This window comes from Desulfonema magnum, assembly GCF_017377395.1.
Lineage (GTDB): Bacteria > Desulfobacterota > Desulfobacteria > Desulfobacterales > 4be13 > Desulfonema_C > Desulfonema_C magnum.
Genome location: NZ_CP061800.1, coordinates 795,607 through 810,559, shown reverse-complemented (window position 1 = coordinate 810,559; position 14,953 = coordinate 795,607). Strand labels below are relative to the sequence as shown.

Genomic DNA, 14,953 nt, shown 5'->3' with positions numbered 1-14,953 from the left:
CAGAGAAGGGGTAAATGAGACGCTACCTCAATAAAAATAAGTTGTCATCAATAAGCTGAGATATCTTCACTGCCAGGAGGGGAGTAACGAACCCATATATATCAGGTTAAGATTGTAATTCATTGTTTTTATTAGTCCATGATTTGCAGAACGGGGGTTGCAGGCTATACAAATCAGGCTAAGTGCTGAATCCTATAAATAAAATAATGTCCGGGCTGCGGCACAATTTTTCAAGTTATGTCTGAACAAATTGCAAGTTTGTTCCGCTGTTTTGTTCCAAAATAAATTTGTTCTGAATAAGATTGTTGTCTATTCCGACCGGTCCATTTATGAGACTCAGCACTCGGAGCATATTTGCGACAACGAGATATGTTCCATGTTTCCGAGTCAGGGACGACATATTTATAGCTGAACCCCGAGGGAACGGCATATCCGGCCGCGGAGGGAGAATATTTTCATGCCGTAAATATGCCGTGTCTGCGGAGTTTTTCAAACACGCTCTTCATGCCGAATAAATTTAAGCAACAGATCAAAAAATTCGAAAGATTCTCCCCCCGCAGGGAAAATTAAGTGAGATTATCCATCTGGCTGATATAAAAAACCGGCCAAAGCAGCCCATAAGCCGAATTCTGTCCCCGATTCAGGTTACCCCGAACCGGATAACAATCATTCATCTGCGGATGCCAGTTACCTGACATCTCCTGCAACCTACCCGGGAACTCGGGCGGGCAACCCTCAGACGTTCCTCTATTTGGTCTTGCACCGGGTGGGGTTTACAAAGCTTCCCCGGTCACCCGGGGAACTGGTGCGCTCTTACCGACACCTTTTCACCCTTACCTTTTCTTAGTGTTCACTGAAAAAAGGCGGTATATTTTCTGCTGCACTTTCCTTCACGTTGCCGCGACTCCGCGTTACGGAGCACCCTGCCCTGTGGTGTTCGGACTTTCCTCCGGATTATGGTCCTGTGTAAAAAAAGCCATAATTCCAGCGATTGTTCGGACTGCTCTGACCGGCTTTCATTCATCAGAAATTGAAAATATTTCCCCACAATTTTCAATTCTCAATTTTCAAGTGATGACGGTTTTTCCCAATAAATAATCCGTTGACAGTTGGGACAGAATTTCAGACTTTCACAGCGATAAAGATCATTGTACATCTGGGGCGGAATATTCATATTGCATGCCTGACACACCGAATCCACAACAGGTGCAACTGCGATTCCGCCTGCCCGACTTTTTACCGCAATAAATTTTTTCAGCAATTCAGGGTCAGTTGTTTTGGAAACATTTTGCCAGTCCGTATCAAGATCTGCAAGCTTTTTCTTTCCCCGATTTGATTCCTTCTCAATGATTCCTTTTTCAGTCTTTGTCTGGTTTTCAAACTTTGAAAATTCAGCTTTTTTTATGGCAATGTTCTTTTCCATTTCATTTGTGCGCTCCAGACATTCCAGCATCTCATCTTCGATCTGGGAGTTTTTTGCCTTCAGCTCTTGAATTCCCTTTAATAATGCCTGATATTCTTTGTTTGTTTTAACAGAATTCAATTTCTCCTGGCTCTTTTTTATTTGAGCGTCATTTGTTTTTATATCAGACTCATATGAGCGATATTTCTTCTTTAATTCATTAAGCACAGAGGTTTCTTTCTCTATGCTCTGTTCAAATTCATTCACTTTGGCCTCAAGCGTATCAAGCTTATCAGATACGCTATTGAGCATAATCCTGATGCCATTAGCTTCTGTTTCAATTTTTTGGAGTCTTACCAGCGTTTCTATTTTTTCCTTCATTTTCTTCCTATGCTCTGATAACACAAAAACTGTTTTTAAAAAAACTGATTTTTTTCTTATACAATCAAAAAAGGATCATTTTCAAGAAGATATGCCTCAACTTTTACATCTGCTCCGGTTTCGGACAAAATTTTACGAAGCTGTTCAGCAAGGGGTTCGACAATGAGATGCTCAGATGCGAAATGCCCGATATCAATAAGACCCAGACCAGCTGCTTCTGCTTCCCTTGCGTCATGATACCGCAGATCTCCGCTGATATAAACCTGGGCCCCGGATAAAAAAAACGCTTTCATCAGACCGGAGCCGCTTCCTGTGCATACAGCCGCTTTATGAACAGGCATATCTGGTTTTCCAGATATTTTTAAGGAGTTAAGTTTCAGTTGTTTTTTAATTTTCAGCGCAAAAGAGGTCAGGCTCATCTCTTTGTCAAGCTCCCCGATTCGGCCGAGACCTGCAAGATTTTGAAAATCCGGAAGGTCCGATCTCAGCGGATAAACATCATATGCCATAGTTTCATATGGATGTTTTTCCCTTACATGCTCAATCACATTTATAAGATCATTTCTTGATACGACCACTTCCATTCTGATTTCATCTGTAAGAGAAATTTCACCCGGCTTTCCAATGAACGGCTTTGCCAAATCATTTGGTCTGAATGTGCCTTTGCCTTTGTTTCTGAATGAACAACATGAATACTCACCAATTCTGCCTGCTTTTGTTTCAAAAAGGGCATCTGAAACTTTTTGCTCATATTCGGCCGGAACATAGATAACAAGCTTACAGATTTCCGGTTCTTCTGCCTTTTGCAGCACTTTCGTGTTCTTCAGTCCGATTTCGGACGCCAGCACATCATTGACGCCGCCCGTCGCGCTGTCAAGGTTGGTATGGGCCGAAAAGATAGCCAGATGATGTTGGCTTGCCATATGGACAACAGAACCTGTGGGGGTGCTGAAATCAACAGATTTTAAAGGCTTAAAAATCAGAGGATGGTGTGTGATTAAAAGGTCAGCGTTATTTTTACAGGCATGAGCCACAACATCGGGACCGGGGTCCAGCGACACCCATATGGTTTTTACGGGCCAGTCCTTTTTTCCAACCTGCAATCCTGAATTATCCCAGTCTTCTGCAAGGTGTGACGGAGCAACCTGTTCCATTATCCTGATAATATCTGCCAGTGTCTCAGCCATAGTTGATCCTTTCTTAAAAGAACAAAACCACAATCCGGAATACAAAAATTATTTTTCGCAAAAAACAGCATCCGGAGTGCGAAAATTATTTTTCGCAAAAAACAGCATCCGGAGTGCGAAAATTATTTTTCGCAAAAAACAGCATCCGGAGTGAGAAAATTATTTTTCGCACTCCGGATATTATCATTTCCTGTATAATAAAAAAACCGAGTTTTTTCAAAAAACTCGGTTTCTTCGACACTAAGGGCAAAACAGTCCACCCCAGTTTCTTTACAATCCCTTATTTTACAATACCTAATATCTGACACCTAACACCTAACACCTCGTTTCAGTAATTTTATCAGGATATGGGCCCACCTGGGTTCGAACCAGGGACCTACCGGTTATGAGCCGGTGGCTCTTCCAGCTGAGCTATGGGCCCAGATTTAAAGCAACGCAATCTGTATATTCTCTTTCTTAACTTCAGAAAAACATTTTGTCAAGAGCTACCTACTAATAATCAAGAAAACTTTTCAATTTTCTGCTTCGGGTCGGATGCCTCAGCTTTCTCAGCGCCTTGGCTTCAATCTGTCTGATGCGTTCACGGGTGACTGCAAAATCCTGTCCCACTTCTTCAAGAGTGTGGTCTGCTTTTTCCCCGATACCGAAACGCATACGCAATACTTTTTCTTCACGGGGGGTCAGGGTTGCAAGAACCTTTCTTGTCTGTTCTGCAAGATTCAGGCTCACAGCCGCATCCGAAGGGAGCATGAATTTTTTATCTTCTATGAAATCCCCCAAATGGCTGTCTTCTTCCTCTCCGATAGGCGTTTCCAAAGAAATAGGTTCTCTTGCAATTTTTAACACCTTGCGCACTTTGTCAAGAGGAATTTCCATTTTCTGAGCAATTTCTTCGGGCGTGGGTTCCCGGCCAAGTTCCTGAACCAGATATCTGGATGTACGGATAAGCTTGTTGATGGTTTCAATCATATGAACCGGAATCCGGATAGTTCTTGCCTGGTCCGCGATGGCCCGGGTGATGGCCTGTCGTATCCACCATGTGGCATATGTGCTGAATTTATACCCGCGGCGATATTCAAACTTATCCACCGCCTTCATCAGACCGATATTCCCTTCCTGTATCAGATCCAGAAACTGAAGGCCTCTGTTGGTATATTTTTTGGCAATACTGACAACCAGACGCAGATTTGCCTTGATCAGATCACCTTTTGCCATTTTAGCTTTGAGATGTCCTTCATCAACGCCTGACATGATGCGCTTGAGTGAACGACAATTTGTTTTCAGCTCTTTTTCTTTTTCATTTATCTGTTTTTGGATATCCTTAATTGCAATAAAAAGAGAAATCATCTCTTCTTTCTGTAGGTCACATCTAGGTTCAAGCCATTGAATAAACTGCTTTTCTGTTTCCAGACAGGAACAAATTTCCGCAGCGGACGCACTCATTCTGTCTGCCCACATTAATGTTTTCTTGTTCATAAAATCAAACCAGTCTATTTGTGACCGTATCATTTTTTCAATTCTGTCAATCACCCCGGCTTCAAATCGCCAGTCTTTTAACAATTCAAATATCTTATTATTCCGGCGAGCAATATATCTTCTGAGCCGGCGCTGTTCATCCGGGCCCAGATCTTCTGAGGAAAAAATTTTATCCCGAAATTCTTTGATTTCTTCATAAAAATTTTCAATGGCATGGATCGTATTTAAAAAACTCTCAATCTGAACAGCTTCGTCAACATATGTGTCTCCCTCGTCAATATCCCTCAGCACATGTTTGGGACGAAGGGCGCCGCCTTCAATATGGCCTCCGAGATTCAGAATACTTTCCACGCCTGTGGTGGTGTCAAGCAGTGATTTTAAGACTTCCTGTTCACCGGATTCTATTCTTTTGGCAATCTCAACCTCTTCCTCCCGGGTTAAAAGACTCACAAGGCCCATTTCACGCAGATACATTTTGACAGGATCAGTCACAGAGCCGAAATCTGATATGGCCGCAGTATCTTCAATCACTCCCTCTTCGGTTTTTTTGGTCTTATCCGCTACTTTTTGTTTTTTTTCATCTACAATTTCGATATTGAGGTCATCAAACATGATGAGGGTTTCGTCAATCTGATCCGGAGACAGCATTTCGTCAGGAAGCGCGCTGTTGATTTCGTCATAAGAGAGGTAGCCCAGCTCTTTTCCTTTTGAAATCAATTTTTTTAATGCGTCTCTGTCGAGTTTTTTTACAGTTTTTATTTTTGCAGCGGATTTTTCTGTCATAGATTAGTCTCCTTTTGTCTTATCTTATAAAGATTTTATCTTTATAAAAGACAAAATCTTTGCCCACACTTCCCAGTGAACAAAACTTAGTGCCTTTTCCTGGTCTAAGATTATTTTTTTAAAATAATTTTAAACCAATCGTTCGGACAGCTCTTGGAAATTAAAAATATCCAAAACTTTAACTTATTGAAATAACAAGATTCAAATTTCCGGGGATAAGATATTTGAACCTGATAAAAACAATAGGGTATAAAAGCTGTCTGAAGTATTGTTAAACCAATATCTGAATAATTATTCCCATTTTTTCAGGAGCAATCTCTTTTGCTGCCCTGTATTACCATTTGCAAAAATCAGAAAGAAAACGGAAAAACTGTCCCGGCATTCGTCATACAAGGAGTGAGCAGACTGATGACATCAGATGCTTTCCTCGTAAGTTTTTTCGTGTTGCGCCATGTTTTAGTATTGCCAGTGCCTGACAAAATATTCCATGACCGGGGCTTACAACGAAACATGAAAGCCGGAGCAAGATGACCAATCACAAATTACAAATTACAAAAAATGAGCTTATGATTATTTTCTATATCCTTTTAAGCGGTTACCCGTTAACCAGTTACTGATTGATCCTTTCCTGCCGGACTCAAATTGTTCGATCAGATTAAGACAGCCTTCTCTGTTCCACGGTTCTTCCTCAATTGCCAATGGGAAGACAATCCGTCCTTTTTCTTCATCACCAGACAATGCGTCTATTTCAGACAATTTTTTACCCGGACAGTCTAAAATTATCTGTCCGATGGATTTTAAGGTATCATCCTTGAAATGTTCAAGAATGTTACGTTGGCCTATTTCAGGTAATATTTCCGGAAACTGAAGCATCATCGCAATAATTTTTTGTTCGAGTTTGTCGCCTCTCTCTCTGAGCGTGTCTGTCCTGAGTTTGTACGGAACCGCTGTCTTATGGGAAGAAGAGACACGCCTTATTTTTTTCAGAATTTCAGCCTCGTCAATTTCTGTCCGCTCTGAAAGTTCCCGGATATATAATGATCTTGCCACATTGTCCGTTATTGTTGACAGCGGAGCTTCCATATCTGAAATAATACGAATTTTTCCTTCTGTGGAAAGACCATGCTTTTTAATGGCCGAATCTGTCAGAAAAGAGATGAGGCTCAAAGACTGTGACGCAGCGTTTATAAAGGCGTCAGTTCCGAATTCGGCGAGGTATGAATCCGGATCATATCCTGCCGGCTGTAACACGAGAACAGACGCGTCCGTCTCTTCTTTCCGAAAAATTTCAGTGCTTCGCCGTGCGGCTCTCACCCCGGCCTCGTCTGAATCATATACAAGTGTCATTTTGCGGGCATATCCTCTGAGCAGGCGGATATGCTCCGGGGTGAGCGCTGTTCCGAGGGTGGCGACTGCGTTCTCTATTCCATGTTTATGAAGGGACAAAACATCAAGATAGCCTTCCACCAGATAAACAGCGTCACTCTGTCTGCATTTTTGTTTTGCCCTGTGCAGACCGTACAGGGACCTGCTTTTTTTATACAACGGCGTTTCCGGAGAATTAAGATACTTGGGCTGTTCAGTATCATCCATTACCCTTCCGCCAAAACCGATCACCTGCATCCGCACATCAATAATGGGAAATATGATACGATCTCTGAAACGGTCGTAAAAGCCATTTCCACTGTTTTTGGGAATAATCAACCCTGCTTTTTCAACAAGTGAAAGCGGTGTGCCTTTTTCTGAAAAAAAATTGATGAGATTATTCCAGCCATCCGGGGCATATCCGAGATTAAATCCCTCAATGACCGCTGTTGTCATTCCCCGTGCGTCCAGATATGCCATTGCTTTTTTTCCTGAATCGCCCCGCAGGGCCTGACGGAAATATTCCATGGCCTGTTTGTTTATATCAAAAAGGCGCTCTCTTTCATTCATCCGTCTTTTCTGTTCCGGTGACATGGCATGGGCAGGGATGTCAATGCCATATCGCCGGGCAAGCATTCTTACTGCTTCGGGAAATGAAAACCCCTCCTGTTTCATCAGGAAACTGAAGACATTTCCTCCGGTGCCACATCCGAAGCAATAAAATATTTGTTTTTCAGGACTTACAGTAAACGACGGGGTTTTTTCGGAATGAAACGGACAGAGGCCGACATAGTCTTTTCCTGCTTTTTTTAAGAGTACGGATTCCGAAATGATCTCAACGATATCGGCAGCATTCCGAATGTCCGTGACTTTATCTTCCGGGATAAACACCAAAAAGAGGAACCTCCCTCACATAATGGATTTTAGGGATAATTGAAAATAATGGAAGGTCATCAAATTTTTTGCAAAACTACAATATAAATTTTAGAAATAGTTTTGTCAATAGCTTTTGATTTTTTAATATCACATCAGACTATCCCAAGTAATGATTCAGGAGCCGGAAAAACAAAACCCGCTCCTGATTATCTGATGATACGAACTGATATTTTTTTAAAATGTTATCAGATTATGCCAAGCCTTGTTTTGAAATGGCTATGGCCTCTTTAAGATTCAGGGTTCCGCTGTACAATGCCCGGCCGGTGATAACACCTGACACGCCCGCGGCTTCAAGAGGCATCAGGTTTTTTATGTCCTCTATGGTGGAGACCCCGCCGGAGGCAATGACCGGTATGGATATGGCCTCAGCCAGCTTTTTTGTTTCTTCAATATTCGGCCCGGTCTGCATGCCGTCCCTGTGGATATCCGTAAAATTAATTGCAGCGACTCCGCAATCTTCAAACTGCTTTGCCAGATCCGCGGCCATGACTTCTGTTGTTTCGGCCCATCCTTCAATTGCCACCCGCCCGTGAAGCGCGTCAATGCCCACAACAACCTGTCCGGGAAATGCCTTGCAGGCGTCTTTCACAAGCTGGGGATTTCGAATGGCCTCAGTACCGATAATAACCCGTTTTACGCCAATGTCCAGAAACATTCTGACGGTTTCTTCATTTCGGATGCCGCCGCCCACCTGAATATCCACTTTTATTGCTTCCAGAATTTTTTTGATGGAAATGAGATTCCGAGGGCTTTTTTCAAACGCGCCGTCCAGATCAATCACATGAATAATTTCCGCTCCCTCGTCCTCCCATTGCTTTGCCATGGCAGCAGGGTCGTCGGAAAAGACGGTTTCAGCATCCATGCGGCCCTGAAGCAGCCGCACACATTTACCATTTTTTATATCTACCGCAGGAATGACAATCATAAAATACCTTTGCTGGAACGGACATCTTTTATCCGTTCATCAAAAGAAACAGCCTGGTCCATTGCTCTGGCTGTGGCTTTGAAAACTGACTCAATTATATGGTGTTCATTTTCACCATAAAAAACATTAATGTGAAGATTCATCCCGCCTCTGGTTGCAAAAGCTCTGAAAAACTCTTTGGCAAGATAAATATCAAAATTTCCGCCTCTGTCCGCGGGAGGGGGAACATTGTAAACCAGAAAAGGGCGTTTTGACAGATCAATCGTCACACCGGTCAGGGTTTCATCCATGGGGGTCATTGCATGACCATATCGTATGATGCCTTTTCGGTCACCAAGCGCCTTGTCAAGCGCATCTCCCAGCACAAGCCCCACATCTTCAACTGTGTGGTGGAAATCCACGTCAAGGTCTCCTTTGGCCTGTACAGACAGATCAAAAAAACCATGGACAGCGAAAAGCGTGAGCATATGATCAAAAAAAGGAATGCCTGTTGATATTTCATGCTCGCCTTTGCCATCTAAATTCAGGGAGATACTGATTTCAGTCTCACCTGTTTTGCGATCAATTGTATGAGAACGTTTCATAATTAAATTTTAATATAAGAAATAAATCTTAATAATCAAATAACACCGGCCACAAAGCAGCGAAAAATGTCTGTGTTTATGCATTTGTCAGGGGAATCGTACTTTCATTAATGACTATATCACTTTGTGGGCAAACTGCATTTAGCAACTCATTGAGTTTCTCAATACTTGGAACAGAGGTGTGCAACAGCAAGTTGTTTTTTTCCCCGTTCAGCGCCGGGTTCGGCATTTCATTTGATTTACACAATCTATAAATGTTATATTATCAATCAGTTAAAAATTCATTGGGATTGATGTGATAGCCAAGAGTTCTTGTATTCTTTTTTGAATAAATATTTCTATAACTTTCAAACGGGATGAAGGCAAATTATATGATTTATGTTTTGTGAATTTGAAATTTATAAGTTTTTGCAGTTTTTTCTTTTGTTCTTTGGTGATTATCTCTTTGGCAAAAGTCAAAAAATCTTGAGATGTTGCCATTAATCTTGTTTTTGCATATGCATCTATATCGTTGAAGTCTTCTGCCATCGCATAATTAAACAGAGATAAACCATTGTCAAATATTGGTGCTGTGTCAATAACATTGTTTGTCATATTGCTCACAATCAGTCCAAAGTTTCCGAAATGTCTGTCTTCATTACAGATAACAGCGTCAAATATCAGCATATCCACAAGTGAATTATAATACTTATCTCCAAGCGATTTATAATAATTTATAACCGCTTCCCAACCCCCTTCTGTTACAATTCTTCCAGTCGGAATATATGAAAATTCCTTGTTTGTAAATAATTCACACGTTGAGCAAACCCGTTTCTTCCATTGATTTAAGTTATATTTTACAGCTTTCAATCCCATTGTTTCGGCAATTTGAAAGGCATAATATTCAGAATACGGTTCATTTCCAGTATTCGCAGCCCCTGAAGAACCTGTCTTATAAAGAAATATTTTACTGTTTTTCATTCTGCGCCAGCATTTGGGAAGCATCCCGTCTGTCGTCAGTTCCGGAGTTGAAGCAAAGTCACTTTTTTGTGTATCACCATAACCGGTGTAAGCGATGAAAGACAATGTGTGGTCAAAACGATTATCATATAAATTATACTCATCAAAACCACCATTAAAATTGTCATCAACAACCCAGTAGCAGTCATTAAGAGAAAGACCTTTGCATATATCTATAATACCTTTTGTGTCATTAACATTCAGCCCGAGTTTTGCAAGAAAGCTTTGAACAAATGCACGGTTTTTTGGAATAATCCGCCGCTTGAGCCATTTGAGCAGACCGTTATCTGTAAGTTCTAAATCGATTGGAAAAAATGATTCATATTTTTTATAAGTATCAATAAGTTCGACTGATATTCCTTTTATTCCACCTGATGCCATATTAAATTTTATAAGTGAATTTTCAAAATGTTTTAAAATATAGCTCATATATTTTAACGTTCCGCACAAATCTGAAGGCTAATGATACTTTTTTCGTATAAACTCCCATGTGCTGCGGACACAACGAACAATGAAAGTCGGGGCAAATGACAAACTGCAAATCGCAAATCACAAATGACTTTCATATAATAAACGGCCATGAGCGGTCCGCTCACAACGAAACATGAAAAAACTTTTAACTTTAGTCACTTTATTAACTTTAGTCACTTTCATATAAACGGACATGACCTGCCGGTCACAACGAATGATGAAAGTTTTATAGTTTTTCCTAACACTTAACACCTAACACTTAACACCTAACACCTAACACCTAACACCTAACACCTGGGGTGATGAAAATGTTTCCAAAGCTCTGAAAAAGCTGATCCCGTTTTTGTTCCCCGCATTTTTTAACTATCTGATTTTAAAGTTATAAAAAAATTGCGGAATAAAAATGGGATCGCAATTATCAGCCCGATTTGTGACATTTTCATCATCCCAGCCAGAAGGTATAAAAAATAATCCGGTCGTCCGGTCATATTGAATTTTTCCCGGATTTTATTATAAAAAGACCGGGGATATTCTGACTGAGCAGACCATAATTTTTCATACTGATCTGAAATTCTTTCGGGATCATTAACTATCATCTCCCATAGATCAATCAAAGGTTTGTTCAAATCATTAAGACAATATTTTTTCCCCAAACTTCTGGAAGCGGCAGCAATTGTTATTGCTCCCGAACCCGCAAAAGATTCATACAATGTGTTAAATGAAGTTGGAAAATATTGTAATATCTCAGAAGCAATGTTTCTTTTACTTCCCTGGTATGGAAATGGATGTGGTACTTTCATATTATTAACCCAACTTGCCAGCCACCTATCAAAAAAATGGGTAACTCATTGTTTTTAATGATACATATTTAAATTTAAAGAGTACGGCGTTTTACTCTCTGAGAGTAAGATATCCTGCAATATTTTTCATGTATTTGTCACTTCAGACTCTTTATTTAAAATGATTTTTGGAATAATAAGTCATTATAAAAGTAAAATATCACATAAGAAAAAGGAGCAAACGCTCTCCGTGTGCGATTTTCTTATCTTACTGTTTTTTTTAATAATTTTAAATTGTTCAATAGGTAGCAAGTTGGGTTATTATATCTGATGGTTTTTTGGGAAAAACATATTTCATATTTCTGGGAAAAGAATTCATAATTACACAGGAATATCTCTGCCATGCATCAATGCCGAGTTTCAGGTCCGATTTTGTGGTTCGCCTTAAAATAATCCCCCTGACATCTTTGGTATGACGTTCAGGCAGTCGCTCCAATACTTCGAGATATTCTTCAGGTTTGCAGGGATGGAAATAGTTGCGGGACGGATTTTCTGTAAAAAAATGCCAAGTTCTGTATTCCCGTGATATTTTCCGCCATTCATTATCAGGAAATATCCGGCTCCACTTTTCTTCCGGCTGACCGTTTTTCACTCTTCCACCCTGAGTTTTACCGATGTTCTTATTTCTACGCACAGGATTTCTCATTTTTTTAGCAACTTTCTGTTTTTTCGCACGCATAACATCAGAGTTGAGCGGCGGGGCTTTTTCCGTCCGCTCAAACGACTGGTTAGCCCTGTTTCGTCAATAATTATCTGTTATTTATATATTTATTTAACTGTCAATATCTGAATCCTGAAAAGCCTTCTCCAGCAAATCTTCAATTTTCAGTTCTGATGCCCAATATTTCAAATAGTTGTCATCCAGCGAGTTCTTTTGCACTTTAAGCACGCCCAGAACATCATTCCACTGGCGGTCGGACACGCCTCCGCCCAGACGAAACCATGTCAGTTTGTTAAGGATAATGTCTTCAGGAGAGACAAGATAAAATTCGGCAGTTTTCTGTTCTTCATCAAGAGTGTCTTTCCTTCTTCTTTTGAAAGTTTCCATGTCGTAGGGCGTATTTTTAGCAACAAATATGTCGATTTTCAACATTGTCTCAAGATGGATGATATTAAATGATGACCGCCTCCCAATTGCATCCAGAATCATATTTTCATCAATATAATAAGATGATTCAAGCATTCTGACAAGGGATCGGACATGGGCAGGCTTCAGATCCGAGACCATGTCAACATCCATTGTCGAGCGGGGTATTCCGTATGCGGAACTGGCTACCGATCCTCCGATAAAATAAAGAATGCCTAGTTTCTCAAAAGCTTCGGCAACCGGTTCCGTCGCTGTCAGTATGTCGGGATTTCTCATAATGATCTGCCTTTCATGTGTTCACGGAAAAGCGCTGCCAGCTTCTCTCCGTAATGACAGGATATGAATTTAAAATTCAGTTCCGTCTTATCCAGACCGGGATTGGCTCTCCTGATTGCCCGCCGTGACAGCTTTATTGTGCTTTCAGACAGCGAGCGCACTTTTGAGATTCTTTTTGCCACACTCGAATTTTGTATTAACGATATTAATACTTTTTCTATTTCAGGATGAGTATCGGGAGATTGTGTTCTCATTTTTCTTCTTCCACTAAAGGGCATCGGGGTAGGACAGCCAGTTACCCGACTGCCCCCCCCCACAGACCCCTGCGTGCGGAATTACCGCACAAGGTTTCTCAGAACTACTCGCTCAGGCGCTCTGCCATGCGTCGAACAATGAAAACTGAATTTGTTTCCTTTTCTCTGTGATGCGTGGTCTTTCAATGCCGAAGAATTTCAGCAGTTCGTTGAATCCCTTCCAATTGTAACTCTTCCGCTGACTTCTCCGGCTGAGCCATTTGAACAATATTTTCATGGCGTGCCAGAAGAAGTCTGACAGACTTTCAAAATTCCCAATGACTCCGTAGTAATTGTAATATCCACGAAGTTTGGCATTGAGTTTTCTGAGCAGGTCAGTCATTTTGAGGTGTCTGTTTCTCCTGCACCAATCGGAAAAGTTTTTCAGGGATGCCCTGTATTTCCTGCGTGAGGTGCGAAGCCTTACCAGCGGCTTTTGCCGCCGATCATGCCCCCAGCTGTATTCAAAACCAAGAAAATCAAAGCGTTTGTTGTCTTTCGTCTTAAAGCGGCTGAACCAGAACATACATGTCTTGTCCTCCGCCAGCGAAAGACCGAATTTTCCAAGACGTTTGCCAAGCACCTTATAAAATCGTCCGGCATCGTCCTGATGCTGAAATGCACAAACGAAGTCGTCTGCGTGGCGAACGAGTTTCACCTCGCCCCGACAGTGCGACCTCACCACATCTTCAAACCACTCATCAGGAGCATAGTGCAGGTATATGTTGGCAAGTATGGGCGACACTATGCCACCCTGCGGTGTGCCGGTTACCGGGTCGGTTATCTTACCATCTTTTTCCAATATCCCTGCTTTCAGCCATTTTCGGATCAGGTTCGGAAACTTTCTGTCGTCAATCCTCTTTCTCAGCATTTCCAATAAGATATCATGGTCTGTGCTGTCGAAAAAGCTTCTGATGTCCGCTTCCACGATGTAGTTGAACTTTCCGTACTGCAAACTTTTGCAAAGTCCTTTTACCGCATCTTTCGGACCGACATGCGGTCTGTACCCGAAACTGCACTCACGGAAATCCGCTTCATATATTGCTTCGGGCATTTTCGCCACTCCTGTCTGCAAAACCTTGTCCTCCGTGGCCGGAAGTCCGAGCGGGCGTTGTTTTCCTCCCGGCTTCGGTATGAAACGTCTGAGTATCAGTTTTGCCCGGTATCCCCCCCTTTTCAGACGACTCTGCAAATCTGCAATATTTTCCGGCAGATTTCCCCCGTATTCTCTGACGGTTATCTTATCCACTCCGGGTGCGGCCTTCTTATTCAATTGCTGCCGGCACCATGTCAGATATTCCGGTGTGAGTTCGTTTGTCAGGCTCTGAAACCGGTGTTCCTTACGCAGCGCAGATTTTTCTGCCATTCCCCGCAGTGAGGTTGGCATTGTTTTCCTCCGTCCCGACATTGTCCGGCAATGTTTCCTTTGCGGACTGCGTAATCCTGTCCGCCCCTTCCCCGTGTGAACGGCGTTACCGTCTCAGAGCACTATGAGCGGATATGACTCCCCGGAGGTCGTCAGCGCACCTCCGTTTTCCGCGTCGGACACGCTTACCTGATGCCCTTTCAAAAAAAAAAGGACGGGATTTCTCATCCCTTCTCATCGGGAACTTCCGGGGTCTCCCAAGTTCCTGTGTGCCTCTCTTCATACATGCCACGCCCTGATGACACCGGCAGACCCTCCGGAATCTCACCTGTTCAACGCTGAAGCAAGCTTCGCAGAGAAACTGACGATTCCTTTGTTTCGGCTTCCGTCACGTTAAAAACGTCGCGGTCTGCTTTTTTACTCTTAACGGTGCTGTTCCATGCTTCAGGGGAGCGCCGTTCCCCCTGTGGCCTGTATGATTCCCTGTGTACGCTTCGCCCGGGGCGTTCGACAGTATGTCTGTCCTGACCGGACGCAACACTCGGTACAGGTGGCTGGCCAGACCTTACCTGACGGGGACTTG

At 42.2% G+C, this 14,953-nt stretch carries 12 protein-coding genes, 1 tRNA gene and 1 other RNA gene; all 14 read right to left on the bottom strand.

Annotation, left to right across the window (positions count from 1 at the left end):
• Positions 1 to 603: 603 nt before the first annotated feature.
• An RNA gene (gene rnpB / locus dnm_RS03195) (RNase P RNA component class A) lies at positions 604 to 1,007 on the bottom strand.
• 53 nt (positions 1,008 to 1,060) lie between these two features.
• The gene (locus dnm_RS03190; protein ID WP_207681278.1) at positions 1,061 to 1,783 is read right to left on the bottom strand and encodes a zinc ribbon domain-containing protein; all 723 of its coding nucleotides are present in this window, start codon (positions 1,781 to 1,783) and stop codon (positions 1,061 to 1,063) included.
• A 56-nt stretch (positions 1,784 to 1,839) separates the two neighbouring features.
• Positions 1,840 to 2,970, bottom strand: coding sequence for a Nif3-like dinuclear metal center hexameric protein (locus tag dnm_RS03185; RefSeq protein WP_207681277.1), 1,131 nt, complete (start codon positions 2,968 to 2,970; stop codon positions 1,840 to 1,842).
• 348 nt (positions 2,971 to 3,318) lie between these two features.
• Positions 3,319 to 3,391, bottom strand: a tRNA-Ile gene (locus dnm_RS03180).
• Between the two features lie 71 nt (positions 3,392 to 3,462).
• Positions 3,463 to 5,229, bottom strand: a complete 1,767-nt coding sequence (rpoD, locus tag dnm_RS03175) for an RNA polymerase sigma factor RpoD (protein WP_207681276.1) — start codon at positions 5,227 to 5,229, stop codon at positions 3,463 to 3,465.
• 570 nt (positions 5,230 to 5,799) lie between these two features.
• Positions 5,800 to 7,485, bottom strand: a complete 1,686-nt coding sequence (dnaG, locus tag dnm_RS03170) for a DNA primase (RefSeq protein WP_246556414.1) — start codon at positions 7,483 to 7,485, stop codon at positions 5,800 to 5,802.
• 235 nt (positions 7,486 to 7,720) lie between these two features.
• Positions 7,721 to 8,455, bottom strand: coding sequence for a 1-(5-phosphoribosyl)-5-[(5-phosphoribosylamino)methylideneamino]imidazole-4-carboxamide isomerase (hisA, locus tag dnm_RS03165; protein WP_207681274.1), 735 nt, complete (start codon positions 8,453 to 8,455; stop codon positions 7,721 to 7,723).
• A complete protein-coding gene (gene hisB / locus dnm_RS03160; RefSeq protein ID WP_207681273.1) occupies positions 8,452 to 9,039 on the bottom strand; it encodes an imidazoleglycerol-phosphate dehydratase HisB in 588 nt (195 codons plus the stop codon). The genes hisA and hisB overlap by 4 nt, the downstream gene beginning before the upstream one ends.
• 273 nt (positions 9,040 to 9,312) lie before the next feature.
• Positions 9,313 to 10,467, bottom strand: a complete 1,155-nt coding sequence (locus dnm_RS03155; protein WP_207681272.1) for a HipA domain-containing protein — start codon at positions 10,465 to 10,467, stop codon at positions 9,313 to 9,315.
• Between the two features lie 401 nt (positions 10,468 to 10,868).
• Entirely contained in the window at positions 10,869 to 11,309 is a 441-nt protein-coding gene (locus dnm_RS31520) for a DNA adenine methylase (protein ID WP_207681271.1), read from the bottom strand.
• A gap of 277 nt (positions 11,310 to 11,586) precedes the next feature.
• Positions 11,587 to 11,982, bottom strand: a complete 396-nt coding sequence (locus dnm_RS03145) for a hypothetical protein (protein ID WP_207681270.1) — start codon at positions 11,980 to 11,982, stop codon at positions 11,587 to 11,589.
• A gap of 138 nt (positions 11,983 to 12,120) precedes the next feature.
• Positions 12,121 to 12,711: a DUF6036 family nucleotidyltransferase gene (locus dnm_RS03140; protein ID WP_207681269.1), complete on the bottom strand. Its 591-nt coding sequence runs from the start codon at positions 12,709 to 12,711 to the stop codon at positions 12,121 to 12,123.
• Entirely contained in the window at positions 12,708 to 12,965 is a 258-nt protein-coding gene (locus dnm_RS03135) for a hypothetical protein (RefSeq protein WP_207681268.1), read from the bottom strand. The genes dnm_RS03140 and dnm_RS03135 overlap by 4 nt, the downstream gene beginning before the upstream one ends.
• Positions 12,966 to 13,077: 112 nt before the next feature.
• Positions 13,078 to 14,391: a group II intron reverse transcriptase/maturase gene (gene ltrA, locus dnm_RS03130; protein WP_207681267.1), complete on the bottom strand. Its 1,314-nt coding sequence runs from the start codon at positions 14,389 to 14,391 to the stop codon at positions 13,078 to 13,080.
• Positions 14,392 to 14,953: the final 562 nt, after the last annotated feature.